Raw genomic sequence first — 24,734 nt, 5'->3', positions numbered from 1 at the left:
CCGGGCAAGCGGCCTTGGCCGCGCGACCCTGCCCGTCTGCATGCAGCCACGCCTGAACGCTTTTTTTACCCTGCGAGCCGCATCCTGTGGACGTTGAGTCCGCGTTGCGTATCCCGAGTACGAGTATGCGTCAGTTGCGTCGCGGGGCGCCCAGTTCGGCGTCCCGCATCTCCCGCCCATCGCCGGCCGCCTTCGAGAGCCATCTCGACCGCATTCATATTGGCGACTGCATTCCCATCCTCGCGGCGATGCCGCAGGCCTCGGTCGATCTCGTCTTCGCCGATCCGCCCTACAATCTGCAGCTCGAAGGCGCGCTCAAGCGTCCCGACGAAAGCGTGGTCGATGCGGTCGACGACGACTGGGACAAGTTCGCCTCGTTCGAGGCGTACGACGCCTTCACCCGCGCCTGGCTGCTTGCGGCGAAGCGGGTGATGAAGCCCACCGCCACGCTGTGGGTCATCGGCTCCTATCACAACATCTTCCGTGTCGGCGCCGCACTGCAGGATCTCGGATTCTGGATCCTCAACGATGTCGTGTGGCGCAAGACCAACCCGATGCCGAACTTCCGCGGCACCCGCTTCCAGAACGCGCACGAGACGCTGATCTGGGCGGCGCGCGACAAGGACGCGCGCGGCTACACCTTCAATTACGAGGCGCTCAAGGCCGGCAACGAGGACACCCAGGTCCGCTCGGACTGGACGATCCCGCTGTGCACCGGTCCCGAACGGCTCAAGGACGAGTCGGGCCGCAAGCTGCACCCGACCCAGAAGCCCGAGGCGCTCCTGGCGCGGGTGATGCTCGCAGCCTCCAGGCCCGGCGACGTGGTGCTCGATCCGTTCTTCGGCTCCGGCACCACCGGCGCGGTGGCGCGGAAGCTCGGCCGCCGCTTCGTCGGCATCGAGCGCGATGCGAACTATGCCGCCGCCGCCGAGGCGCGCATCGCCGCCGTCGACCCTCTGCCCGAGGCGACGCTGGCGCCGTTCGCCACCAAGCGCGACGCGCCGCGCGTCGCCTTCGCTACCATCGTCGAGCGCGGCCTTCTGCAGCCCGGCGCCATGCTCACCGATGGCCGCAGCCGCTATGCGGCGCGGGTGCGCGCCGACGGCACGCTCGAGCACAACGCCGTGGTGGGCTCGATCCACCGCATCGGCGCGCTGGTGCAGGGCGCCGAAGCCTGCAATGGCTGGACCTTCTGGCACTTCAGCGACGGCAGCCGGCTGCGGCCGATCGACGAGCTGCGTGCCGTGGTGCGCGACGAATTGGCGGCGTGAGCGCGCTTTCGGGCTGATCCGCTTGAGCCTTCCTTCCCTCTCCCCTTGTGGGAGAGGGTGCCGAGCGATCGAAGATCGCAAGGCGGGTGAGGGGTGAATCTTCAGGCGAGTGCCCGCATTTACCCCTCACCCGGCTCGACCTCGCTTTGCACGGTCTCGCCACCCTCTCCCGCAAGGGGAGAGGGAAGGGGCGGCTTCAGGCTGATGACAGTTTCGAGCCGATAGCCGGAGACTCGCTCAGCGGGCGACGAAATGGTCGTGTGCGCTGGCGCTGGCGCTGGCGCCGTGCTCGTCGATGATGCGGAACGTCACGTCCGATGAGCGCGCAAGCCCGGCCGCCGCATCGGCCGGCACCGTCACCAGCACGCGCAGCTCACGCGTGGTGTCCGGGCCGATGGCGACGCGCGGCGCCTCGCCCGCCGGCGTGTCGATGCCGACCACCTCGATGTGCGGCCGCGGCACGCCCTCCACCGCCAGCGTGAAGGACCGCGGGCTCTGCTGCTTGTTGAGCAGCCGCACGGTGTAGCCGTTGCGCACCGCGCCGTCCGACAGCGCCACGACCAGCGGGTTGCGGTCGTGCAGCACATTGAGGCTGGTGGTGGTGCGGGTGGCGAGCGACCACATCATCACCGCCGTGACCAGCACGATGGCGCCGACATAGATCAGCGTGCGCGGCCGCAGCGGCCGGTAGACCGGCGCCTCGCCGCGGGCGCGGCGCTGGCAGTTGTCGTCGGTGTCGTAGGCGATCAGCCCGGTCGGGCGCCCGACCTTTTCCATCACCCGGTCGCAGGCGTCGATGCACAGGCCGCACATGATGCAGTCGAGCTGCGCGCCCTTGCGGATGTCGATGCCGGTGGGACACACCGCCATGCACTGGCCGCAATCGACGCAGTCGCCGGCCGGCTGGCCTTCGGCGCGGAGCTTCTTCGCCTCCTTGACGTGAGCGCGCGGCTCGCCGCGGTCGTAGCGATAGGTGACGTTGAGCGCCCATTCGTCGGTGAGCGCCGCCTGGATGCGCGGCCACGGGCACATGTAGACGCACACCTGCTCGCGCATGAAGCCGGCTAAGGAATAAGTCGTGAAGGTGAGGATGCCGATCCACACATAGGCGACGGTCGGCGCCTGGCCGGTGGCGATGGATTTGATCAGGGTCGGCGCGTCGGCGAAATAGAGCACCCAGGCGCCGCCGGTCCACCAGGCGATCATCAGCCACAGCCAGTGCTTCAGCACGATCTCGCCGACCCGCCAGGCGGTGATCGGCTCGTGGTCCTTCTTGATGCGCTCGCGCCGGTCGCCCTCCACCCAGCGCTCGATGCCGTAGAACAGGTCGGTCCACACCGTCTGGGGGCAGAGATAGCCGCACCACAGCCGGCCGGCGACCGAGTTCATCAGGAACAGCACCAGCGCCGCCAGGATCAGGAGGCCGGTGATGTAGTAGACCTCCTGCGGCCAGATCTCGATGTCGAAGAAATAGAACCGTCGGCTGGGGAAATCGATCAGCACCGCCTGGTTCGGCACGCCCGGCCCGCGGTCCCAGCGCACGAACGGCAGGAAGTAGTAGACGCCAAGGCAGAACGCCAACAGCCACCATTTGATCTTGCGGAAGATGCCCTGGACGCTCTGCGGATAGATCTTCCTGTGCGGAACGTAGAGCGGAAGCTCGTCGACCGGATCGGGAGCCGCGTGCAAGTTCATGGGATCATCCTTGGGAACGCCCTTGGCGGCGTCCTTGGCATCGTCCGTGCGGGGGAAAGCCGGCCGCGGCCGGGCCACAGCATCGTGACGGGCAGTGCGCCGGTAGATCTGGCGCCAGACATGATGCGCACAGGCCTCTCGCACAATCGTGATGCGAAATCGGCGCGTGGGTTTTGGGAACCTCGCCGGCGCGATTCAGTTAACCGGCCGGCTGCGGGGCAATCATAGCAAGATCGAGGAGATCGTCCGTGACGCCTTCTTACGCCAGACTGGTATCCGGCAAGTCGGTATCTCGACTGTCGCTGCGTGTCGCCACCGTCGCATCGGCGGCCCTGATCGCGGCCGTGACCGGACCCCTCGCGGCGGCCCGCGCCGACGTCGTCAGGTCCGCGCCCACCGCCGAGCCGACCCCGTCGTTCCGGCAGGAGGTACTGTTCAGCTCGACCTTCAAGATCGCTGCGGCTCGGCTGGCGCTGGAGAAGTCGCAGAACCCGGCGGTGCGGCAGGCGGCCGAGGCCGTGATCGCCCAACAGGTGCCGCTGCGCAACGAGCTGCTCCTCAATTCGCATCTTCTGCCGGCGGCCCTGCCGGGCGGCGCCCAGCTGCCGGGCGGGACGAACTTCACCGACCGCAACCGTGCCGCCATCCTGCAGCAGCTCAAGGACTTGGATGCGGCAGGCTTCGACGCGGCGTTTGGGCCGCTGATGGCCTCCGCCCATGATGCGACGCTGACGCTGTTCACCAACTACGCGCTCTATGGCGACAACGGCCGCATGTACGTCTTTGCCAACCGGGCGCTGCCGAAAATCAAGGCGGCGTTCGAGCGCGTGCAGCGCTAGCGCGTCCGCCGATCCGGTTGAAGCAGGGAGCCGAAAAAGCGGGGCGTCCCACCGGTTTCGCGCAATCGGCGGACGCTCCGCAGACTGATGCAGGCTGCGGCCAGCGTCTTGCCGCATCCCTCGGTCCGGGAGGATGGCGGGGCGCCGCGACGGCGTCCCGCCCGCGGCGTCATTTGCCGCCGCCGAGTGCGTGAACATAGACCGTGAGTGCCTTGATGGTCGGCTCGTCGAGGCGGTTCTTCCAGGTCGGCATCACGCCGGCGCGGGCGTTGGTGATGGTGGCGACGATGCTCGCGCGGTCGCCGCCATAGAGCCAGATCCTGTCGGTCAGGTTGGGCGCACCGAGCTCGGGATTGCCCTTGCCCTCCTCGCCATGGCAGACCGCGCAATTGTCGGCAAAGAGCTGCTGGCCCTTTTCGAGATCGGCGCCCGCGCCCGGCGTCTGGCCGGAGATCGACAGCACGAAATCGGCAATCGTTCCGATCTCATCCTTGGTCAGGATGCTGTCTTTGCCGAAGGCCGGCATGGTGTTCACGCGGGTGTCGGGATCGTCGCTGCGGACGCCGTGGGCGATGGTGAAGTGGATGGCATCGAGCGTGCCGCCCCACATCCAGTCGTCGTCATTGAGGTTGGGGAAGCCCTTCGAGCCGGTGGCGCCAAGCCCGTGGCAGGGGGCGCAATTGTCGCCGAAGGCGGCCTTGCCCTGGGCCATCGCGAACGCCAGCAGATCCGGCGATTTGCGGATGTCTTCCAGCGAGGCTTCGGCGAGCGCGCGGCCGGCCTCGCCGCGGCGTGCCGCGAGCGCCGCCATGTCCTGGGCCAGCGCGGCGCGCGAGGAATAGCCCAGCACGCCCTTGGTGTGGGTGGTGATCAGCGGCCAAGCCGGATATACGACCCAATAGCCGATCGACCAGACGATGCAGGCATAGAAGATCCACAGCCACCAGCGCGGCAGCGGCGTGTTGAGTTCCTTGATGCCGTCCCATTCGTGGCCGGTGGTCGCCATGCCCGAAACGGCGTCGATTTCCTTGTGTTCGGTGGCCATGGATCAGTCCTCCCGGAACGGGATGTTCGCGGCGTCGTCGAAGCGGGCGCGGTTCGTCGGCCACAGCGCATAGGCGACGATCCCCAGGAAGATCGCGACGAAATAGACGAGGCCCCAGGTCTGGGCGAAGGCCGCAAACGTGGAATAGGTTTCCATGGCGTTCACCGGAAGTTGGCCTTGTTGTCGTAGAGCTTGAAGTCGACCAGCGTGCCGAGCATCTGCAGATAGGCGATCAGGGCGTCGCCCTCGGTGAGACGGTCGGGATTGCGGTCGAACTCGCGCACCACCGCCTTCGGATAGCGCGCCTGCACCGCCGCCGCGCCCGGATCGTCCGGCATGGTCTGCGCCTTCAGGTCCGCTTCCGCATTGGCGATCTGCTCGTCGGTGTAGGGCACGCCGAGCAGGCGCAGCGTCTTCATGTGCGCGGCGATGTCGTTGGCGTCGAGTTCGCGCCGGAACAGGAACGGATAGCCCGGCATGATCGAGGCCGGCACGATGGCGCGCGGATTGATCAGGTGCTCCTTGTGCCACTCGTCGGAATATTTGCCGCCGAGGCGGGCAAGGTCCGGCCCGGTGCGCTTGGAGCCCCACTGGAAGGGGTGGTCGTACATCGACTCCGCGGCCAGCGAATAATGGCCGTAGCGCTCGACCTCGTCGCGCAGCGGCCGTACCTGCTGCGAATGGCAATTGTAGCAGCCCTCGCGGATGTAGATGTTGCGGCCGGCGAGCTCGAGCGGCGAATAGGGACGCATCCCCTCCACCTTCTCGATCGTGCTCTTGAGGTAGAACAGCGGGGCGATCTCGACGAGGCCGCCGATGGCGACCACGAACAGGATGCCGAGCAGGAGAAGGATCGAGTTCTTTTCGAGAACCTGATGCTTGGCCCAGACGGACATGTGCGCCTCCTCACTCGGCCGGCTGAAGGGCAGGGCGGGCGGCGGCCGGCACCTCGGCCTCGCCGTGGCGCACGGTCATCCACAAATTGTAGGCCATGATCACGCTGCCGATGACGAACAGGAGTCCGCCGATCGCCCGGATCACATAGAAGGGGTGCATCGCCTCGACGGTCTCGATGAACGAGTATTCGAGGAAGCCGAGCCCGGTGTAGGCGCGCCACATCAGGCCCTGCAGGATGCCCGCCACCCACATCGCGGTGATGTAGAGCACGATGCCGAGCGTCGCGATCCAGAAGTGCCAGTTGACCAGCTTGAGCGAATAGAGCTGCTTCTTGTTCCACAGCCACGGCACCATGCAGTACAGGGTGCCGAACGACACGAAGCCGACCCAGCCCAGCGCGCCCGAATGCACGTGGCCGACGGTCCAGTCGGTGTAGTGGCTGAGCGAGTTGACCGCCTTGATCGACATCAGCGGCCCCTCGAAGGTCGACATGCCGTAGAAGGCGACCGACACCACCAGCATGCGCAGCACCGGGTCGGTGCGCAGCTTGTCCCAGGCGCCCGACAGCGTCATCAGCCCGTTGATCATGCCGCCCCAGGACGGCATCCACAGCATGATCGAGAACGTCATGCCGAGCGTCTGCGCCCAGTCGGGCAGCGAGGTATAATGGAGGTGGTGCGGCCCGGCCCAGATGTAGATGAAGATCAGCGCCCAGAAGTGGATGATCGACAGCCGGTAGGAATAGACCGGCCGCTCGGCCCGCTTGGGCACGAAATAGTACATCATCGCCAGGAAGCCGGCGGTGAGGAAGAAGCCCACCGCATTGTGGCCGTACCACCACTGGAACATCGCATCCTGCACGCCGGCCCAGGCGATGTAGGACTTCGTGCCGAGCCACGACACCGGCAGCGTCGCGTTGTTGCCGAGGTGCAGCATGGCGATGGTGACGATGAACGCCAGATAGAACCAGTTGGCGACGTAGATGTGCGGTTCCTTGCGCTTCCACAGCGTCGCCAGGAACACGAGCAGATAGGCCACCCAGACGATGGTCAGCCACAGGTCGGCGTACCATTCGGGCTCGGCATATTCCTTGGACTGGGTGACGCCGAACAGATAGCCGGTGCCGGCGACGAGAATGAAGAAATTGTAGCCCAGCACCACGAACCACGGCGCCATGTCGCCGGCCAGCCGGGCGCGGCAGGTCTTCTGCACCACATAGAACGACGACGCGATCAGCGCGTTGCCGCCGAAGGCGAAGATCACCACCGAGGTGTGGAAGGGCCGCAGCCGGCCGAAATTGGTCCAGGGCAGGTCGAGGTTCAGCGCCGGGAAGGCGAGCTGCCAGGCCAGGATGTTGCCGGCCAGAAAGCCGACGACGCCCCACACCACCGCGGCGATGGTGGCGAACTTGACCGGCCCCCAATTGTAGTTGGGCTTGCCGTCGATCTCGGCGCGCAAGTCGCGCGTGCCGGAGGCGTAGCGGCTGAAGATCGCAGCCACCCCGCCGACCGCGGCAGCGGCCGCGAGCAGCGCGTGAAACGTCATCACCGAATCCGCAGCGTTGGCCGCAACATAGATGCACAGCAGGAGGCCGGCCGAGAGTGCCAGGACGGCGCCTGCTTCTCCGAACGTGACGGATGAGCGGCTGGTTGCGACTGCCATTGTCTACCCTGTAGCCCCGGCCTGGCGATGCCGACCGATTGTTTCGACCGCGTCTGGTTGCATTATAGGGGGCTCCCGCGCGTCGACATTGGAGCTTATCAAAAAATTCGCCTGCGAATTATTCCTAATAAACAAAACGCATCCGGTTTCACCCTGATTGTCCGCATAGGGCCTATGCGCCCGCGCCCCGGCTCGCGGTCGGACCCTGTGGCCCTTGACCGCGGTGGCAGGAACGCGCGAGAGGAACATGCGACGGATCGGGATGTTTCCGGAGGTGCTGACCGGGACCTGTCCCGCTAGGTTGCCACCTTATCTTTGTTCCAGTGCGGTCGAGGGTTAAGCATGAGCGATACGCCGATTCTACTCGCCGAGCGCACGGTACCCCGCTACACATCGTACCCGACCGCGCCGCACTTCTCGGCCGATGTCGGCCCGGACCAGTACGGCGCTTGGCTTGAGGCGCTGCCGCCCGACGCCACGCTGTCGATCTATCTGCACGTGCCGTTCTGCGCGTCGATGTGCTGGTACTGCGGCTGCCACACCAAGGTGGTGCGGCGGCGCGAGCCGGTCGAGGCCTACGCCCGGCGCCTGGTGCGCGAGGTGGAGCTGATCGGCGAGCGCGCGGGCGGCCGGCGGATCGTCCACATCCATTGGGGCGGCGGCACGCCCAACATGCTCGGCGGCGCCGAGATGCTGAAGGTCACCGAGACGCTGAAGGCGCTGTTCAGGTTCGACGCCGCGACCGAGCATGCCGTCGAGCTCGATCCGCGCCAAGTCACCCCGGCACTGGTCGAGACGCTGGCCAAGATGGGCGTCACCCGCGCCAGCCTCGGCGTCCAGGACTTCTCGGCCCATGTGCAGGAAGCCATCGGCCGGGTGCAGCCGTTCAACGTCGTCGAGCAGTCGGTGGCGCTTCTGCGCGGCGTCGGCATCGACAAGCTCAATGTCGACCTGATGTACGGCCTGCCCAAGCAGACGCTGCGCGACGTGCGCCGCACGGTGCTGCTGGCCGAGGCGCTGAAGCCCCACCGGCTGGCGCTGTTCGGCTATGCCCACGTGCCGTGGTTCAAGTCGCACCAGAAGCTGATCCACGATACCGACCTGCCGAGCCCGGCCGAGCGGCTGGAGCAGGCCGAGACCGCGCACGAGACGCTGGCCGGCGTCGGCTACGTGCCGATCGGCCTCGACCACTTCGCCCGGCCCGACGACGAGCTGGCGGTGGCCGCCCGCACCGGCCGGCTGCACCGCAATTTCCAGGGCTACACCACCGACGAGGCCGACGCGCTGCTCGGCATCGGCGCCTCCTCGATCGGCCGGGTGCCGCAGGGCTTCATCCAGAACGCCCCCGACATCGCCGGCTGGAGCCGGGCGATCGACGCCGGCCAGCTCGCCACTGTGCGCGGCATTGCGGTGTCGGCCGACGACAAGCTGCGTGCCAGCATCATCGAGCGGCTGATGTGCGACTTCTCGGTCGATCTCGACAAGGTCGCGGCCTCCGCCGGGGCCGACGACCTGACCTTCGGCGAGGAGCTGACGGCGCTGGCGCCGCTGGCCTCCCAGGGGCTGATCGAGATCGCCGGCCGCCAAATCGCCATCACCGAGGCCGGCCGGCCGTTCGTGCGGCTCGCCGCCGCAGCGTTCGACACCTACCTCGCCAAGGGCAAGGCCCGCCATTCGCTGGCGGTGTGATCCCGGTTGGTGTGATCCGACTTCCTGCCGACAAGGTCCCTTTCTTCCCTCTCCCGCCCGTGCGGGAGAGGGAAGAAAGGAGCCCGTCACCCGCAAGCCGCCTCAGAAATACCGCCGCAGCTCCGCGGCGGCGGCCTCGGCCGGCCGCCTGAGATCGAACGGCGCGACGAAGCGGCCCTCCTTGTCCAGCAGATAGACCACCGCGGTGTGGTCCATGGTGTAGCCGCCATCCTTCAGCGGCACCTTCTTGGCGTAGACGCGATAGGCCCGCACGATTTCCGCCGTCGTCGCTTCGTCGCCGCTCAGGCCGAGGATGCGCGGGTGGAAGGCGCCGATATAGCTCGCCAGCACCTGCGGCGTGTCGCGCTCGGGATCGATGCTGACGAACAACGCCTGCACCTTTTCCGCGTCCGGCCCGAGCCGCTCCAGCACCTCGGAGACGTCGGCGAGCGTGGTCGGGCAGATGTCCGGGCAATGGGTGAAGCCGAAGAACAGCAGCACCGGCATGCCCATGAAGTCGGCCTCCGTCACGGTGCGGCCGTCATGGGCGGTGAGGCGGAACGGCCCGCCGACCGCGGCGCCCGCGGGTGCCGACGCCTCGCGGCTGTTCAGCCACACCCCCGCGCCGATGCCGGCGGCGATGGCGACGAGAAAGAAGCCGACGAGAAGCGCAACCGTGCGCGGCGATGGGGAGCGCGGAGTATCCTGGCGCATGGCGAAAGAGCGTCCTGGCGCATGGCAAAGGCCTTGGCGGCTCAGAAGCAGGCGGCGATGCCGGCGGTGACCGCCTCGAAGAACACCGCGCCCCCCTGGGTGGCCCACAGAAGCCCGGCGGCGAAGGCGAGCGCAGCGATGGCGCCGGCGACCATAAGCGTCGCCCATCCCGGCCGGGCCGATGACGTCGACGGGGACGGCGCAGGGCTGTGCATCGCGGCACTATGGGCGGCGATCGGCGCCGCGTCCATCCCCGCCGGGCGCGTGCCGCCCTGAGGAAGATCCCCGTCGTTTTCGACGGGGGCATTCCTGCCACTGGCGTTGCGGCCGGCTTTTCCGGTGCGGCGAAAGGACGAAGGTGGGCCATCGGACTGGAGGAAACGATGCCGTACCACGCTCTTGACGCAAGGTTGATCGATCTTTCGGGTCTCGGGTCGACCGACGACGAGCGCTTGATCACGCAAATCGACAAGACGATCGAGCTCGCGGCAGGGCTGCTGGAGGAAATGGGGCTGAGCGAGACGTCGATCGCCCTGCGCTACGCGCTGCTGCAGCTTCGGTTCGAGACCGGCCGGCAGTAGCGGGCCGGCCGGGCACCGCAGTGCTGCGCGACAACCGGGCCCTCGCTGGAGACGGTGATCGGCATGGTGGAGTGGTGCTGCGCCTGCAAACCTCCGTTGTCCGTGCCGCCGCCTATGTTACGATGCCACCCTTGCGTCTGCAGGGTGACGGCATGTTCGATGACGCCTACGAAAGCTCGGTCAACGAACTCGGAGGGGTGCCTTCGGAAGCCGCCCTGTTCGAGTTTCTCAAGCGCCTGATCGAGCGCTACGGCCTCCAGCACGCCGTCTATCACGCCATCAGCCTGCCCGCGGTGCAGCAGACGAACCCGGTCACCATCTTGACCTATCCGGCGCAATGGGTGGAACGCTATGTCGAGCAGAACTATTTCTCGGTCGATCCGGTGATCGGTGCGGCGGCGACCAGCCTGTTGCCGGTCGATTGGGCCGAGCTCGACCGGCGCGGCCCCGGCGCCAAACAGGTGTTCGACGAGGCGGCGGAGTTCGGCATCGGCCCTCATGGCCTGTCATTCCCGATCCGCGGCGTGAGCGGCGAGCGCGCCCTCTTCACCATCACCAGCGGCGTTGCGGATGCCGAGTGGGCCAAGCTGAAGCGCGCCTATCTGCGGGACTTTCATTTCCTGTCCCATCTTGTCCATGAGCGGGTTCTCGGCTTCGTACGATCCGAAAGCACGATCCTGCGGTCGCTGTCGTCGCGCGAGCGGCAGTGTCTGTGCTGGGCGGCAATGGGAAAGACCAACAAGGAGATCGCGCGGGAGCTGGATATTTCCGAGCGCGTGGTGCGGGCCTATTTCGAAAGCGCGCGGTTCAAGCTGAACTGCACCAACCGCGCGCATCTGATCTCGCGGGCCTTCAATCTGAGGCTCATCGATCCGGAGATCGCGTCCGGCCGCACCGCCGTCTACGCCGAGGCCGTGTAAGCGAACTCCGGCCGCTCAAGCCGGAGTTTCGTCGTCCGATACTCGCCATCGCAGAATCCGCCTCGTGCCGCCCGCACCAAACCCAACCGTGGGCAGGTTGCGCGCACGTGCTGGCGCGGGCGCCCGACGGCCCCAACAGCATGCGGCGTCCGGCGCCTCGCAACGCCGCATGCGGCCCCACGCCCCTGCGGCCGTCACAGGGGAGATCGCCGCAAGGATCGATTTTTCGGAGTTCTCGAAAACTGGAGCGGGCGATGGGAATCGAACCCACGACACTCAGCTTGGGAAGCTGATGTTCTACCACTGAACTACGCCCGCAGCAGGCGCCGACATTAGCGAGGAAGGGCAGGCGGGGGCAAGAGGCAGCGGCAGGCGGACGTCCGAAACAAGAGGAATTCCGGGGCAACGGCGATGGCGCCGGCACCGGCCGGTCCGGCAGGGACGCGGCGGACGGGAGCCTCCCGGCACGGTACAGCCGGCATCGCGCCCTCTTGCCCGGCTACGGGCCAGCGGCGACGTCCGTCTTGAAATGCTTGGAGAGCTTCAGCCCCTGGGCCTGGTAGTTGGAGCCGAGGCCCGCGCCATAGAGCGTCTGCGGCGGCTCGGTGAGGCGCTCATAGATCAGCCGGCCGACGATCTGGCCGTCCTCCAGGATGAACGGCACCTCGCGCGAGCGCACCTCCAGCACGGCGCGGGCGCCCGCGCCGCCGGCCGCCGCCCAGCCGAAGCCGGGATCGAAGAAGCCGGCGTAATGGACGCGGAACTCGCCGACCAGCGGGTCGAACGGCACCATCTCGGCGGCAAAGGCCGGCGGCACCTGCACGGCCTCCTTGGAGGCCAGGATGTAGAACTCGTCGGGGTCGAGCACGAGGCCGACCTTGCCGACCCGGCGGATCGGCTCCCAGAAATCGAGCACGTCGCAGGCCGCGCGCTGGTCGACATCGACGAGGCCGGTGTGGCGCTTGGCGCGGTAGCCGACGACGCCGTCGCGCGGGGCGAGGTCGATCGACACGGCGATGCCGCCGGAGCCGAGGTCGGGCTCGGGCGTGTCGACGAGGCGCTGGGCGGCCTGCAGCCGCGCCAATTCGTCTTCGGTCAGCACCGCCGAGCCGAACCGGAACCGCAGTTGCGACAGGCGCGAGCCGGCGCGCACCAGGATGGGGAAGGTGCGCGGCGAGATCTCCAGATAGAGCGGGCCGTCATAGCCAGCCGGGATCTGGTCGAACGCGCGCATGCCGTCGGCGATCACCCGGGTGAACACGTCGAGCCGGCCGGTCGAGCTCTTGGGGTTGGCGGCAGCCGCGATGGAGGGCGGCAGCGCCAAGCGCTCCAGCAGTTCGACCAGATAGACGCAGCCGGTCTCCAGCACGGCGCCGGGCTCAAGGTCGATCTGGTGCAGCGCCAGGGCGTCGAGGCGCTGGTGCACCGAGACGTCGCGGCCGGGCAGGAAGCTCGCCCGCACCCGCCACGCCCGCCGGCCGAGCCGGAGATCGAGGCTCGCAGGCTGGATCTGGTCGGGCGCGATCTCGGTCGCCGCGCGCACGTGCCCGCCCTCGACCAGCGCACGGATGCGATGGCCGGGCAGGATGCCGCAGACGGCATCGATATGGCTCGGCTGCATGCGCCCCCCCAAAAAAAGCGGCCTTTCTCTAGCATACGCCGCCGGGCAGGAAACGGGGCGGCGACGCGAGAGCGTCACGATCGGGCGTTGAGGCTTCCCGTCCGTGTTGCGCGCGGATGCGGCCGCAACCGGTTTTTGCTTCGGGCAGCCGCCGCGGTGTTTGACAACGCCGGTAACATCGCCTTGATGGCGGCGCGAGCGTCGCCGGCCGCCGGTCGCGCCAGGGTCGCGTCAGGCTGGCCGCCGGCGACATCGGGGCACGCCGCGCGCGGCCTTGGACGAACCAGTTCGGAAGACCGCCGGGACACGGATGCGTTCCACCAACACAGTGACCGACTGCACCCACTTGGAGGCCGCCCACCGGCTGAGTGAGCACCTGCTGGGCTCGCCGACGGCGACCGAGGGCCTGCTGCTGTGGTGCGAGGCGCGCGGCCTGTCGAGCGGCCCGATCACCGTGGTCCACCGCCGCCCGGCCGAGCCGCCCGCGCTGGACGCGCAGGAGCGCGCCGAGCTGGCGCCGCAGGCCGGCGAGCCGGTCGGCTATCGGTCAGTGCTACTGCTGCGCGGCCACCTCGTGCTGTCGGAGGCCGACAACTGGTTCCTGCCCTGCCGCCTGCCGGCGGCGATGGCGCAGGCGCTGCACACCACCGACGTGCCGTTCGGCGCCATCGTCGCGCCGCTGCAGCCCTACCGCCGCACCTTCCGCGTGGCGATCGCCCCGGACGCGCTGGATCCGGGGGTGGTGCTGGAACACCGCGCCGTGCTGCTCGACGCCCAGGGGCATCCGCTGTCGGTGGTGCGCGAGCGCTACCGCGCCGCGCTCATCGGACATCCGGTCCGGTAGAGCAGTCTCCGAAAGAGTGGAGGCCGGACCGCGAGGACGGCGGTTGCCGGTTTGTGAGGCTGCCGCGCGGGATGGGGAAAGCCAGCCCGGATTTCGGCGGCAAGCCGATGGCACCAAGGGCGCCGTGTCGGTTTCAACGAAAACTCCGGCCTCTCGGCCGGAGTTCGCATCTCTTGGCGGGAGATGGTCCGGATGTCGCGTCGGGTGTCCGGGACCAGACTTCCGATCACTGGCCCACGGTCTTGATCGCGTCGGCTTCCAGCACCGTGGTGATGTGCAGCCGCACGAACTGGAGGAACTTGGCCCATTCGACGCCGTCGGCATTGGCGACGTAGATGATGTCCTTGTCGCGCAGCGGCACCTTGCGGGCGAGGAAGAAGCCGCCCGGATTGCGCAGGTTCAGCGAGTAGATCACCGGCACCTGCTTGGTTTCCCACTTGGTCATGTCGGCGCCGATCCTCTCGGCCACCTCGCGTGTCTCCAGCCGATACAGGAACACGTAGGACGGCTCGGCCCGGTCGTCGAGCAGGCCGCCGGCCATGGCCATGCCCTCGGCCAGATTGACCTGCTCCTTGTCGAACTTGAACTGACCGTTGGCACCGGAGGCACCGAACGCCATGAAGGCGGGCGCCTGCCGGGACACGATCAGGGTGTCTTCCGGCTGCACATAGATGTTGTTGGAGGGCGCGCTGATCAGCGTGCCGTAGCCGACGGAGGCTTCGCGCCCGCCGCGCTGCAGCGTGATCCAGGTGTCGTAGTCCTGGCCCTTGGGGCCGCCGGCCCGCGCCAGGGCGTCGAGGATGCGGTCGCCGGCGCTGGTCAGCGGATACTTGACCGGCGAATTGACCTCGCCGAGCACGCTGACCTGCGAGGAGCGCTGGTTGGTCACCGCCACCACGACCTGCGGATCGATCGCCCGGTCGCGCAGGCGCGCCTCGATGATGCCCTGCACTTCCGCCGGCCCGCGATTGGCCGCCGGAATGCGCCCGGCATACGGCACCGAAATGAAGCCGGACCGGTCGACCACCTGGTCGGGAATCGTGACGAAGTTGCCGGGGCGCACGCTCGCCTCGGCCGGAATGAACAGGCCGCCCTGCTGGGCTTCGAAGATCGTCACCGACACCACGTCGCCGATGCCGATCGGGATGTCGGCCGGCGGCCGCCGATCCTTGAACGTTCCGGCAAACGTGCCGCTGCCGCGGGTTGCCAGCACGGCTGCAACCCCTGCGTTCAGCTCGATCAGGTCGTAGGGCAGCCCACTCTGGTCGCCAACGGCCTCCGACTTGACGTAGGCTCCATTTGGACCGGCCGCCGGCAACACGTAACAGCCGCCGGCGAGAAGCGCGAACCCTATAACCGCGACCAGCCGACTGGACCGAGGATGCCGAGAATTGATGGTCATGCGGGAGCCTCCGAAAAGACACAGGACACTTAGCCTTGCCCATGGAAGCTGCCAAGCTTGTTTACGGTCGTTTGCCACCTAACCTGCTGGAATCTTGCCGACTGTGGCGCAATTACAACGTGGGTTATGCACCAAAAGATTGTGGCAGCGCGGCGAGACCGCCGCGGTGGCCTGACTTGATTGAGGATCTGCGCGGGCACCCCGGCGCCTTGCATCAGGGCGTGTTTTCGGCAACCTTTGGTTCAGGTCCCATCCTCGCGCCGGGGCGAAGGATACGGTTTCCGTAAGACTTCTTCATGACCCTGCGGACGGCGCGCCGAAAATTCCCGTTCTGGGGACTTTTGGCGAAGGTGTTTCCGGGATCGCGAGGGGAAACGGCCGGAAACCGGATGACTCGAACGGGCGCGGCGGGCCGGGTCGCGCAATCACGGTTTTCAAACGCCGACGGCGGCGGCAATCTCCTCGTCCGCCACCATGGGTGCCATGACCAAGCTTCTCACGTCCGGCCGCGCGGCGGCCCGCATCATCGCAACGGTGCTGGCCTTTGCCGCGGCCGGCGGCGCGCTGGCTGCCGAGGGCAGCGGCTGGCGGCTTCTGCGCACGCCCGATCCGCGCGGCGGCTCCGATCTGGTGAGCACCGTCAAGATCGCCGACACGCTGCGGTCCGGGCCGGATTTCGCCGCGCTGATGGTGCGGTGCGGCCAGGGCGGCCTCGACGTGGTGCTGGCGCTGATCGTGCCGATCCCGCCGCGCGACCGGCCGCAGATCGAATGGCGGCTGGACGATCGCCCGCCGGTCAAGGCCAGGGCCGCCGTGCTGCTGCCGCCGACCACAGTGGGGCTGATGCCGGAGGACGCCGCCGTGTTCCTGCAGGCCGCCGCCCGCGCCCGCCGGGCGGCCTTCCGGGTCATCAATGGCGGCGCCGACGTCACCGCCGGCGAGGTCGATCTTGGCGATTTCCCGGCAATGATCCGGGATCTGTCGGTCCAGTGCCGGCTGCCCCCGGCCGGCCTCACCGGCGCGGCGCCATTCCTGGCCGCGCCCGAGTTCGGCGGCGCGTCGGCGCCGCGGTCGGTTCAGTAGGCGCAGGGTTTCAGCAGCACGCGCGTGGTCGTGGCCAGGATGCGGATATCGAGCCAGATCGACCAATTGTTGATGTACCAGAGGTCGTGCTCGACCCGGCGCTCCATCAGCGACAAATGCGGGGTCTCGCCGCGATAGCCGTTCACCTGCGCCCAGCCGGTCAGACCCGGCTTCATGTGGTGGCGCAGGGCGTAATTGGCGATGCGGCGGGTGTAGTCGTTGTTGTGGGCGACGGCGTGCGGCCGCGGCCCGACGATCGACATGTCGCCCGCCAGCACGTTCCAAAGCTGCGGCAGCTCGTCGATGCTGGTGCGGCGCAGCCAGCGGCCGAGGCGGGTGACGCGGGCGTCGTCGCGGACGGCCTGGCGGATCGTCGCGCCGTCCTCGGCGGTGGTCATCGAGCGGAACTTCCAGATCCGGAACACCCGTCCGTTGAAGCCGTTGCGGCGCTGCCGGAACAGCACGGGACCCGGCGAATCGAGCTTTATCAGCGCCGCCACGCCCAGCAGCAGCGGCATCAGGAGCAGCAGCAGCGCGGCGGCGGCAAGGATGTCGAAGGTCCGCTTCTGCAGCCGCTCGCCGAGACCGAGCGGCGCCCGCTGCACCTCGATGGTGGTAAGCGCGTTCCAGCCGGCGGAGCGCGCCATGATGCCTTCGAGCGACCGGTCGGCCAGCAGGCGCACCGGCAGCGGAACCCGGGTGAGCTCGTCGAGAACCGCGTGGATGCGCTGCTGGTCCTGCCAGGGCAGGACCAGCAGGATCTCGTCGGCGCCGTTCCACCGGCAGGTCTCGATCAGGTGGTCGAGCGTGCGCCGGTCGACCTCGCCCAGCCCGCATCGCCCGGGCGAGGCGGCAAGCAGGGCGAAGGAGCTCACCACGTCGATCGCCCGCGCGTCGAGCCGTTCCTTGAGGTTGCGGTCGGCGAGTTCCTCCGGGTCGGCGAGCACGACGACGCCGCGGCCGATCAGCCGCGTTCCGCCGCGCGGGCGCGACAGCCGCCGGAACGTCCAGCGCAGCACGGCCAGCGCCGCCGGCACGACGGTGGCGAACACCAGCACGAAGCCGCGCGAATAGTCGGCGCCCGACTTCATCACGAAGGCGATCATGCTCATCGTGACGAGCGCCAGCACCCAGCTTCCCAGCATCGCCATCAGCTCATGCGACAGGCTCGCCGGCCCGCTGGGCCGCTGGACGCGCCGCAGGCCCCGCGTCAGCGCATAGAGGATGGCCGCGCAGACCGAGATGCCCGCGATCTCGTCAAATTCGGGGGCGCTGCCCAGCACGAATGTGGAATAGGCCACGCCCGAGGCGAGCCCGAGCAGCACGATCGCGATGAATTCGCCCAGGTCCAGCAGGATCCGGGCTGCCGGCGCCGAAATCCGGAACCGGCTCGGCGCGCATCCGGTTGTGGCGCTGTCATTGAGCGCAAATTGCCGCGTGTGCTCAGGCGTGCTCAACATGACCTCGTATTCCGACGCTTGGCATAGGCGCCGCACGGCGGACGTCAACGCCTCTCATGTGCGCCTGGGGCTTGCCAGGGTGGATGGGAACGCATGCACAGGTGCCGCGCCGCGCGGCCTTCGGACGGGCTCGGCCCGTCCTGCGACATCCGGCCCTTCTGCGCCGACTCATCGTGCGGTTTCCAGCTGATCAGGCCGGCGCACCGCCGTGCGACCGCCGAAAATCCCGTTATCGAACAAGGGGGTTCGGCGAGGAGGTGGCCGGTATCCCGAATCCCGGCATCTCGGAAGAATCAACCTAAAATAGAATCATACAGCTTCCGGCTGATTAGGCCTGAATCTCGCATTCGGCGCGCCAAAAAATCTCCTCTCGGAACAAAGGTTCTCGGCGAGTCTGTCCCGGGCTATCACGAAGCGACGACCCGGAATCCGGATCATCCCCGCCACAGGCCGGCGGCGCGCAGGGCGCGGGCGATGGTACCCGAGACGCCGGGCAGCGCGTCGGGCGGCGGCGGGGGGCGCTCGCCCGCCTGTGTCGTCGCCTGCAACGTCACCGGGCCGGTGAGGCCGAAGAACTTGGCGATGTGGTAGCTCGACGCGATGCCGACATCGAGCAGGAACGGGCCGGCGGCACCATGCGGCGCCTCGACGCCCTGGATCGCCAGCGGCGTGCCGTGGGCCATGCCCTCCACCAAAACTTCCTCGATCCGCACCTCGCCGCCCTGGCCGTGCCAGAGCCGGCGCGGGTGGCCGTCGAGCCGGTCGGTCGCGTCCGGCGCCTCCGGCAGGCCGTGCAGGTCGCTCCACTGCTTGGTGATCTCGCCGGCATTGAGCGGCGCCACCACGTCGTCGGCGTCGCCGTGCCAGACCGCGACGCGCGGCCACGGCCCGCGGTGGCTGGAGGCGGCGCGCACCAGGTCGCCCCAGTCGCGCGCCGGCCGCGTGCGGCCGCCCTTCATCGCCTCCAGCGCCTGCGGCACGCCGTCGGCGCAGCCATAGGGCAGGCCGGCGATGATGGCGCCGGCGGCGAACACCTCGGGATAGGTGGCGAGCATCACGCTGGTCATGGCGCCGCCGGCCGACAGGCCGGTGACGAACACCCGCCCGCGGTCGAGGCCGTGGTCGAGGACGATGCGCTCGACCATCTGGCGGATCGAGGCGCACTCGCCGCGCTCGCGCCGGATGTCGCCGGTGCGGAACCAGTTGAAGCAGGTGCGCGGATTGTTGATCCGGGTCTGTTCGGGCGCCAGCACCACGAAGCCATAGCGGTCGGCCAGCGTCGACCAGCCGGCGCCGAGGTCGTAGGCGGCGGCGTTCTGGGTGCAGCCGTGCAGCACCACCACCAGCCCGGGCCGCTCGGCGAGGCGGGTTGGAATGTGGGCGAACATCCGCAGCCGCCCGGGATTGCTGCCGAAATCCTTGATCTCGACCAGCGGGCTGCCGGTCGGCAGCGGCGGGCGGGGCTCCAGCGGCAGGCCGGCGAGCCCCCGCCACCTTCGGCGCTGGGCGGCGAGGCCGGCCGCCAAGTCTTCCAGTCCACGCAGCGGCATCGGGGTCTCCTGCTGTTCCAAGGCGGGCAACGGCGGGATGACGGAATAGTTTCGTTGCGGTGCAAAAAGAGCCGGCGCCGGCCGGATGCCCGCCGGGACGATTGCGCAGCCGATCGGCCCTCATGCGGCTTCCGGCCGACCGCTCCGCGACCGCAGAACCAGTGTCGCCGAAAAACCCTTGATTTGGGAGGGATTTTTCGGCGCCGGCATAGGGTTCTCCGGCCAGATCGGCCGCAGAGCCGCATCACGCCGCCGAGCTGACGGGCGGCGTCGGGTCCGGGGCGCCCTCGGCCGGCAGCGGCGCGTCGATCGCCACCCGCAGGCCGCCGTCGGAATGGCTCACCTTCACATCGGCGCGAAGCTGGCCGGGCAGGATCTTCTGCAGAAGCTGCGTACCGAAGCCGGCGTGCTTGGGCGCCGCCGGCGTCAGGCCGCCCGTCTCGACCCAGTCGATCTTGAGCCGCCGCACCGACTCGCTCCCCTCGACGCGCCAACTGACCTCGATCCGGCCCTCGGGCACCGAGAGGGCGCCGTACTTGGCGGAGTTGGTCACCAGCTCGTGCACCGCCAGGCCGAAGGTCACCACCGTGCCCGGCGGCATCAGCACCTGCGGTCCCTCGTAATGGAGCTGGTGGGCGCGGTCGGCATAGGGCTCGAATTCCAGCCGGAACAGGTCGGCGAGCTGGGCGCCCGCCCAGCCGCTGTCGATCAGCAGCGAATGGGTGCGCCCGAGCGCCACCAGTCGCTCGCTGAACACCTCGCGGAACTCATCGAGGCTGCGCACCGAGCGCAGGCTGATGCCGGCGATCGCCTGCGCCACGCTGAGGATGTTCTTCACCCGGTGGTGCAGCTCGCGGATGAGCAGCGCCTGGCGGTCGTGGGCGAGCTTGCGCTCGGTGATGTCGCCGGTGAAGCCGACCGCCTGCACGATGCCGGTGGCGGTGCGCACGCCTTCGGCGGCGCCGATCAGCCAGCGGGTCTGGCCGTCCGGCCGGATGATCCGGAACTCGGCGCGGAACAGGCCGGCCGGCCTGAACGCCTTGCGGAATTCGGCGGCGCAGCGGTCGCGGTCCTCCGGGTGGATGGCGGCGATGAAATCGGCCTCGGTCGGCACCCTGGCGTCGGCGGGCAGGCCGAGCATCTCGGCGAGGGCCGGATCGTGCACGAAGGTGCCGTCGACGACGTCGAGCGCGAAGGCGGCGAGGCCGCCGGCCCGCAGCGCCACCCGCATGCGCGCGGCTTCGGCGCGCTCGGCCGCCTCGGCGGCGACCAAGTCGGTGACGTCGGCGGCGATGCCGGCGAAGCGTCCCGGCGCGTCCGCCACCGGAAAGCCGTGGTCGCGGATCCAGCGAATGCTGCCATCGGGGCGGATGATCCGGTACTGCAGATCGCGTCCGGCGGCGATCATGCTCCAGCTGTCGCGCAGGCGGTCGCGGTCGTCCGGATGCACGGCCGCCGCCCATTCGCTGGCGTCGAGGTAGAGCGCCTCGGCGCTGCGACCCCACAGCGTCACGTAGGCGGGGCTGACATAGATGTAGCGCCGGGCGGCGGGCTCGGCGATCCAGAACACGTCGCCGATGGCGGCGGCGATCTGATCGAACCGCCGCTCGCTCTCCTGCAGCGACTGCACCAGATGATTGCGGTCGGCAAGCATGGCGGCCAGCTTGCGGGCGGCGGCGCGTTCCATCACCTGCGCCGCGCGCTCGCGGCGGGCGGTGCCGAAGGCGGCCGCGCCCAGGACGGCGACGATGGCGCCGCCAATGCCGAGCAGCATCACACCCCAGGCCAGGCGGGTGCGGAAGGGCGCGAGCACGTTGTCCTTCGACACGGCGGCCGCGACCACCAGCGGCGCGCGGTCAAGCCGGCGGTAGGCCACCAGCAGCGGCACGCCGGCCGGAGAGGTCGATTCCAGACGCCCCGCCGCCGCCTGCATCGCGCCCGGCGGAAGCAGGTGGCCGGGGCCGGTCGGAGCGCCATTCTCCGGCAGCGGCCAGCGCATCACCACCGCGCCGTCCGTGTCATAGATGCCGATCGCCGCGTCCGGCCCGAGCGCCAGCCGCTCGAAGAACGACTTGAAATGGTCGGCGTGGATCGAGACCTGCACGACACCGAGGAACGCGCCGTCCTTCACGATGGCGCGGTTGTAGCCGAAGAACCACACCCGGCTGAACTGGCCGAACATCAGCGGCGAGATCAGCACGCGCGTGCCGCTCTTGAGCCGCTGGAAATAGTCGCTGTCGGCGAAGCTGGTGGCTGCCGGGACGGGGCGGAAGGAGCTGGCCAGCACGGTGCCGTCGGCATCAAGGATCCACAGCGAGCCGATCTGCGGCACCGGTTCGAGACGGTCGAGAAAACGCGGCCAGCCGGCGCCGGTGACGTGGTCGAGGCCGTCCCGGATGGCGGCGTCGGCAATTTCGGCGGTGAGGATCTCGCTGATCTCGATCATCCGGCTCGCCTGCTCGGCGAGCACGAGGGCGGTAGTCTCGGCCTGCGACCAGCCCTTTTCGAGGGTCACGTCATAGTCGCGATAGCCGCCCAGGGCGAAGAACGCCACGGCGACCGCCACCACGGCGATAACCGTGCCGAGCAGCCACACCTGGGCAGCCGAGGCAAATCTCTCCGCCGAGCGGAACTTCCGGATCTTCATTGCTTCCCCGCCCCCGGTTGCGGCGCAACCGGCACCCCCTCCACTTAAAACTGTGACGGAAAACGGGCGCCATGCAAACGACATCTTTGGTTGCAGTAACTCCTTATTAGAGGTTGCATCATCCGTCGGGACAAGGCTTTCGGCAGCCGGCCGGCGGCAAATATGACCTTGAGGTTAACGACACGCTCAAATAATCCGGTAATCTCATTACTAGGGTTTGAGCGAATTCATTAACGCATGGGAAGTTTCTGCGTGAATTGCGCGGAAAACCGGAAATCATGCGAATGCAAAGCGAAAGCCTGGAATGATTTCGCAGTCAGGGGTTGCCAAGGCGGCGGCGCCGTCATGCCGCGCCGCACGCGCCGTCAGCCGCCTTCGATCTCCTCGCGCAGGATCTCCAGCTCCAGCCAGGTCTCCTCGGCCGCCGCCAGCTCGGCATGAGCGGTGGCGAGCTTGTGCGACACGTCGTCGAAAGTCTTGCGGTCGCGGGCGAACAGCGCCGGGTCGTCGAGCCTCTTCTGCAGCGCGGCGATGGTGTCGTGCAGCTTGGCCATCCTGGCCGGCAGCGTCTCCAGCGCGTGCTTCTCGTGGAAGCTCAGGCGCCGCTTGGCGGGGGCCGTGGACTTCGCCGGCCTGTCCTTCGGCGCCTCCTTCGCGGCATCCTTGGCGGCTGCCCTGGCGGCGGGCCGCGACAGGTCCGCGCCGCGCTGGGCCAGCATGTCGGAATAGCCGCCGGCATAATCCACCCAGCGGCCCTCGCCCTCCGGCGCGATCACCCCGTTGACCACCCGGTCGAGGAAGTCGCGGTCGTGGCTGACGAGCAGCACCGTGCCGGCGTAATCGGCCAGCATCTCCTCCAGCACGTCGAGGGTTTCCAGGTCGAGGTCGTTGGTCGGCTCGTCGAGCACCAAGAGGTTCGAGGGCTTGGCCAGCACCTGCGCCAGCATCAGCCGGCCGCGTTCGCCGCCCGACAGCACGCCGACCGGGGTGCGCGCCTGTTCCGGCGCGAACAAAAAGTCCTTCATGTAGCCGATGACGTGGCGCGGCTTGCCGCCCACCATCACCGAATCGCCGCGCCCGCCGGTCAACGTGTCGGCGACGGTGGAGGCGGCATCCAGGCTGTCGCGGTGCTGGTCGAGCCGGGCCATGGCGAGGCCAGCCCCCAGCTTGACGGTGCCGGAATCGGGCGCGGCGACCCCGGTCAGTATCTCGATCAGCGTGGTCTTGCCGGCGCCGTTGGGCCCGACGATGCCGATGCGGTCGCCGCGGCGGATGCGGGTCGAGAACTCGGCGACGATCGGCCGGCCGTCATAGCTCTTCGCGATGCGCTCGGCCTCGATCACCAGCGCGCCGGAGGCGTCGGCCTGCACGGCGGCAAGCTGGGCCTTGCCGGCGGTGGACCGATAGTCGCGCCGCGACTGGCGCAGCGCGTGGAGGTTGGCGAGGCGCCGCTCGTTGCGCTTCCTCCGCGCGGTGACGCCATAGCGCAGCCAGTGCTCCTCGGCGACGATCTTGCGGTCGAGCTTGTGCTGGTCGCGCTCCTCCTCCGCCAGCACCTCGTCGCGCCACGTCTCGAAGGCGGCAAAGCCGCGCTCGATGCGCCGCGTGCGGCCGCGGTCGAGCCACGCCGTGGCGTTCGACAGATTGGTGAGGAAGCGCCGGTCGTGGCTGATCAGCACCAGCGCGGCGCGGCTTGAGAGCAGCGTCGCCTCCAGCCACTCGATGGCGGCGAGGTCGAGGTGGTTGGTCGGCTCGTCGAGCAGCAGGAGATCGGGGTCCGGCGCCAGCGCGCGGGCGATCGCCGCGCGCCGTGCCTCGCCGCCCGACACGGTGGCGGGGTTCTCCTCGCCGTGCAGGCCGAGCTGCTCCACCAGATAGCGGGCGCGATGGGGATCATCGCCCGGCCCCAGGCCGGCCTCGACATAGGCGAGAACGGTCGGCGCGTCGCCGAAGTCGGGCTCCTGCGGCAGGTAGCGCACGGTGGCGCCGGGCTGCAGGAAGCGCGTGCCGCGGTCGGGCTCGATCAGCCCGGCGGCGATGCGCAGCAGCGTCGACTTGCCCGATCCGTTGCGGCCGACCAGGCACACCCGTTCGCCGGGCGCGAGCGACAGCTCGGCGTCGTCCAGCAGCGGCGGGCCGCCGAAGGTGAGGCCGATATTGCGGAGCTGGAGCAGCGGCGGCGCCATGGATCAGGCTCGGGTACGGTGCAGGCGTCGCAGGGTGCGGTCGAGCTCGGACAGAAACGCCGAGCGGTCGCGCGGGGTGAAGGGCGGCGGGCCGGCGGTGGCCTCGCCGGCCGAGCGCAGATCGGTCATCAGGTCGCGCATCGCCAAGGCCATGCCGATCGAGTCGGTGGTGAACGGCCGGCCGTTCGGGGCGATCACCGCCGCCCCGCTGGCAACGCAGCGGGCGGCGAGCGGAATGTCGGCGGTGATCACGATGCTGTCCGGCCCGGCACGCTCGGCGATCCAGTCGTCGGCGGCGTCCAGGCCGTCGCCGACCAGAATGCGCTGGATGAACGGGCTCTGCGGCACCCGCAGCGGGCTGTTGGCGACCACGACGACCGCCAGGTTGAAACGCTCGGCGACGCGATAGACCTCGTCCTTCACCGGACAGGCGTCGGCGTCGACAAGGATGCGCAAGGAGATGGGTGCGGCGGTCTGGGTCATGAGCCGCAGGGTGATAGCGGCCCGGCGGCGGCGATGCAAAGGCGAAGGGCCGCCCGTGGGCGGCCCTTCCAGGATTGAACCGGGTCCGGCCGCTCAGGCCGTGCGGATCTCCGCCGAGGCGAGGATCCAGGCCGACTGCGCCGCC

General features: G+C 68.8%; 20 protein-coding genes and 1 tRNA gene. 7 read left to right on the top strand and 14 right to left on the bottom strand.

Annotated elements, in window-relative coordinates; all coding sequences use genetic code 11:
• Nucleotides 1-125: 125 nt before the first annotated feature.
• Nucleotides 126-1,271, top strand: a complete 1,146-nt coding sequence (locus F1193_RS03580; protein WP_150096296.1) for a site-specific DNA-methyltransferase — start codon at nt 126-128, stop codon at nt 1,269-1,271.
• A gap of 237 nt (nt 1,272-1,508) precedes the next feature.
• On the opposite strand, the gene ccoG is transcribed toward F1193_RS03580, so the two are convergent.
• The gene (ccoG, locus tag F1193_RS03575; protein WP_150096295.1) at nt 1,509-2,966 is read right to left on the bottom strand and encodes a cytochrome c oxidase accessory protein CcoG; all 1,458 of its coding nucleotides are present in this window, start codon (nt 2,964-2,966) and stop codon (nt 1,509-1,511) included.
• Nucleotides 2,967-3,214: 248 nt separating this feature from the next.
• Between ccoG and F1193_RS03570 the strand changes: the two genes are divergently transcribed.
• A complete protein-coding gene (locus F1193_RS03570) occupies nt 3,215-3,805 on the top strand; it encodes a DUF4142 domain-containing protein (protein ID WP_170263319.1) in 591 nt (196 codons plus the stop codon).
• Nucleotides 3,806-3,974: 169 nt separating this feature from the next.
• Here F1193_RS03570 and ccoP read toward each other — a convergent pair whose 3' ends face one another.
• The 4 genes from ccoP to ccoN are packed head-to-tail and all read right to left on the bottom strand — an operon-like array spanning nt 3,975 to nt 7,292.
• Nucleotides 3,975-4,850 (bottom strand): cytochrome-c oxidase, cbb3-type subunit III, encoded by an 876-nt coding sequence (ccoP, locus tag F1193_RS03565; protein ID WP_150096293.1) that lies wholly within the window; start codon nt 4,848-4,850, stop codon nt 3,975-3,977.
• Nucleotides 4,851-4,853: 3 nt separating this feature from the next.
• Nucleotides 4,854-5,006: a cbb3-type cytochrome c oxidase subunit 3 gene (locus F1193_RS03560; RefSeq protein WP_150096292.1), complete on the bottom strand. Its 153-nt coding sequence runs from the start codon at nt 5,004-5,006 to the stop codon at nt 4,854-4,856.
• 5 nt (nt 5,007-5,011) lie between these two features.
• Nucleotides 5,012-5,746, bottom strand: coding sequence for a cytochrome-c oxidase, cbb3-type subunit II (ccoO, locus tag F1193_RS03555; RefSeq protein ID WP_150096291.1), 735 nt, complete (start codon nt 5,744-5,746; stop codon nt 5,012-5,014).
• A 10-nt stretch (nt 5,747-5,756) separates the two neighbouring features.
• On the bottom strand, nt 5,757-7,292 hold the full coding sequence (ccoN, locus tag F1193_RS03550) for a cytochrome-c oxidase, cbb3-type subunit I (protein ID WP_425457200.1): 1,536 nt from the start codon (nt 7,290-7,292) through the stop codon (nt 5,757-5,759).
• A gap of 459 nt (nt 7,293-7,751) precedes the next feature.
• On the opposite strand from ccoN, the gene hemN reads away from it, so the two are divergent.
• Nucleotides 7,752-9,098 carry an oxygen-independent coproporphyrinogen III oxidase gene (hemN, locus tag F1193_RS03545; RefSeq protein ID WP_150096289.1) on the top strand — a complete coding sequence of 449 codons (1,347 nt, stop codon included), beginning with the start codon at nt 7,752-7,754 and terminating at the stop codon, nt 9,096-9,098.
• Between the two features lie 102 nt (nt 9,099-9,200).
• Here hemN and F1193_RS03540 read toward each other — a convergent pair whose 3' ends face one another.
• A complete protein-coding gene (locus tag F1193_RS03540; RefSeq protein WP_150096288.1) occupies nt 9,201-9,812 on the bottom strand; it encodes an SCO family protein in 612 nt (203 codons plus the stop codon).
• 452 nt (nt 9,813-10,264) lie between these two features.
• Here F1193_RS03540 and F1193_RS17630 point away from each other — a divergent pair, with 452 nt between their 5' ends.
• Both F1193_RS17630 and F1193_RS03530 read left to right on the top strand, forming a co-directional pair.
• A complete protein-coding gene (locus F1193_RS17630) occupies nt 10,265-10,393 on the top strand; it encodes a hypothetical protein (RefSeq protein ID WP_281287227.1) in 129 nt (42 codons plus the stop codon).
• A gap of 20 nt (nt 10,394-10,413) precedes the next feature.
• On the top strand, nt 10,414-11,313 hold the full coding sequence (locus tag F1193_RS03530; protein ID WP_150096286.1) for a LuxR family transcriptional regulator: 900 nt from the start codon (nt 10,414-10,416) through the stop codon (nt 11,311-11,313).
• Between the two features lie 243 nt (nt 11,314-11,556).
• Here F1193_RS03530 and F1193_RS03525 read toward each other — a convergent pair.
• Both F1193_RS03525 and F1193_RS03520 read right to left on the bottom strand, forming a co-directional pair.
• A tRNA-Gly gene (locus F1193_RS03525) sits at nt 11,557-11,631 on the bottom strand.
• Between the two features lie 181 nt (nt 11,632-11,812).
• Nucleotides 11,813-12,934: a 2'-deoxycytidine 5'-triphosphate deaminase gene (locus tag F1193_RS03520; protein ID WP_150096285.1), complete on the bottom strand. Its 1,122-nt coding sequence runs from the start codon at nt 12,932-12,934 to the stop codon at nt 11,813-11,815.
• A 310-nt stretch (nt 12,935-13,244) separates the two neighbouring features.
• Between F1193_RS03520 and F1193_RS03515 the strand changes: the two genes are divergently transcribed.
• The gene (locus F1193_RS03515) at nt 13,245-13,778 is read left to right on the top strand and encodes a hypothetical protein (protein WP_150096284.1); all 534 of its coding nucleotides are present in this window, start codon (nt 13,245-13,247) and stop codon (nt 13,776-13,778) included.
• Between the two features lie 226 nt (nt 13,779-14,004).
• On the opposite strand, the gene F1193_RS03510 is transcribed toward F1193_RS03515, so the two are convergent.
• Complete coding sequence (locus F1193_RS03510; protein WP_150096283.1) at nt 14,005-15,180, bottom strand: polysaccharide biosynthesis/export family protein; 1,176 nt, start codon at nt 15,178-15,180, stop codon at nt 14,005-14,007.
• A gap of 483 nt (nt 15,181-15,663) precedes the next feature.
• On the opposite strand from F1193_RS03510, the gene F1193_RS03505 reads away from it, so the two are divergent.
• Complete coding sequence (locus F1193_RS03505; protein WP_150096282.1) at nt 15,664-16,263, top strand: hypothetical protein; 600 nt, start codon at nt 15,664-15,666, stop codon at nt 16,261-16,263.
• Here the strand turns inward: F1193_RS03505 and F1193_RS03500 are convergent.
• The 5 genes from F1193_RS03500 to F1193_RS03480 form a co-directional block, all read right to left on the bottom strand.
• Nucleotides 16,257-17,723 (bottom strand): undecaprenyl-phosphate glucose phosphotransferase, encoded by a 1,467-nt coding sequence (locus tag F1193_RS03500; RefSeq protein ID WP_150096281.1) that lies wholly within the window; start codon nt 17,721-17,723, stop codon nt 16,257-16,259. The two genes, F1193_RS03505 and F1193_RS03500, sit on opposite strands and share 7 nt — an antisense overlap.
• 434 nt (nt 17,724-18,157) lie before the next feature.
• Nucleotides 18,158-19,273, bottom strand: a complete 1,116-nt coding sequence (locus F1193_RS03495) for an extracellular catalytic domain type 1 short-chain-length polyhydroxyalkanoate depolymerase (protein WP_150096280.1) — start codon at nt 19,271-19,273, stop codon at nt 18,158-18,160.
• A 244-nt stretch (nt 19,274-19,517) separates the two neighbouring features.
• Entirely contained in the window at nt 19,518-21,920 is a 2,403-nt protein-coding gene (locus F1193_RS03490; RefSeq protein ID WP_170263317.1) for a PAS domain-containing protein, read from the bottom strand.
• A 365-nt stretch (nt 21,921-22,285) separates the two neighbouring features.
• On the bottom strand, nt 22,286-24,106 hold the full coding sequence (locus F1193_RS03485) for an ABC-F family ATP-binding cassette domain-containing protein (protein ID WP_150096278.1): 1,821 nt from the start codon (nt 24,104-24,106) through the stop codon (nt 22,286-22,288).
• A gap of 3 nt (nt 24,107-24,109) precedes the next feature.
• Nucleotides 24,110-24,589, bottom strand: coding sequence for a YaiI/YqxD family protein (locus F1193_RS03480; RefSeq protein WP_150096277.1), 480 nt, complete (start codon nt 24,587-24,589; stop codon nt 24,110-24,112).
• Nucleotides 24,590-24,734 lie beyond the last annotated feature (145 nt).

The sequence above is a fragment of the Blastochloris sulfoviridis genome (genome assembly GCF_008630065.1).
GTDB classification, from domain to species: domain Bacteria; phylum Pseudomonadota; class Alphaproteobacteria; order Rhizobiales; family Xanthobacteraceae; genus Blastochloris; species Blastochloris sulfoviridis.
The sequence above is the reverse complement of the archived record's forward strand: the minus strand, read 5'-3'. Positions and strand labels throughout refer to the sequence as shown.

Coding starts and splice junctions, on each gene's coding strand:
- F1193_RS03580 (WP_150096296.1), top strand. CDS start 126: ATGCGTCAGTTGCGTCGCGGGGCGCCCAGTTCGGCGTCCCGCATCTCC.
- ccoG (WP_150096295.1), bottom strand. CDS start 2,966: ATGAACTTGCACGCGGCTCCCGATCCGGTCGACGAGCTTCCGCTCTAC.
- ccoP (WP_150096293.1), bottom strand. CDS start 4,850: ATGGCCACCGAACACAAGGAAATCGACGCCGTTTCGGGCATGGCGACC.
- F1193_RS03560 (WP_150096292.1), bottom strand. CDS start 5,006: ATGGAAACCTATTCCACGTTTGCGGCCTTCGCCCAGACCTGGGGCCTC.
- ccoO (WP_150096291.1), bottom strand. CDS start 5,746: ATGTCCGTCTGGGCCAAGCATCAGGTTCTCGAAAAGAACTCGATCCTT.
- ccoN (WP_425457200.1), bottom strand. CDS start 7,292: ATGACGTTTCACGCGCTGCTCGCGGCCGCTGCCGCGGTCGGCGGGGTG.
- hemN (WP_150096289.1), top strand. CDS start 7,752: ATGAGCGATACGCCGATTCTACTCGCCGAGCGCACGGTACCCCGCTAC.
- F1193_RS03540 (WP_150096288.1), bottom strand. CDS start 9,812: ATGCGCCAGGATACTCCGCGCTCCCCATCGCCGCGCACGGTTGCGCTT.
- F1193_RS03520 (WP_150096285.1), bottom strand. CDS start 12,934: ATGCAGCCGAGCCATATCGATGCCGTCTGCGGCATCCTGCCCGGCCAT.
- F1193_RS03515 (WP_150096284.1), top strand. CDS start 13,245: ATGCGTTCCACCAACACAGTGACCGACTGCACCCACTTGGAGGCCGCC.
- F1193_RS03510 (WP_150096283.1), bottom strand. CDS start 15,180: ATGACCATCAATTCTCGGCATCCTCGGTCCAGTCGGCTGGTCGCGGTT.
- F1193_RS03505 (WP_150096282.1), top strand. CDS start 15,664: ATGACCAAGCTTCTCACGTCCGGCCGCGCGGCGGCCCGCATCATCGCA.
- F1193_RS03500 (WP_150096281.1), bottom strand. CDS start 17,723: ATGTTGAGCACGCCTGAGCACACGCGGCAATTTGCGCTCAATGACAGC.
- F1193_RS03495 (WP_150096280.1), bottom strand. CDS start 19,273: ATGCCGCTGCGTGGACTGGAAGACTTGGCGGCCGGCCTCGCCGCCCAG.
- F1193_RS03490 (WP_170263317.1), bottom strand. CDS start 21,920: ATGAAGATCCGGAAGTTCCGCTCGGCGGAGAGATTTGCCTCGGCTGCC.
- F1193_RS03485 (WP_150096278.1), bottom strand. CDS start 24,106: ATGGCGCCGCCGCTGCTCCAGCTCCGCAATATCGGCCTCACCTTCGGC.
- F1193_RS03480 (WP_150096277.1), bottom strand. CDS start 24,589: ATGACCCAGACCGCCGCACCCATCTCCTTGCGCATCCTTGTCGACGCC.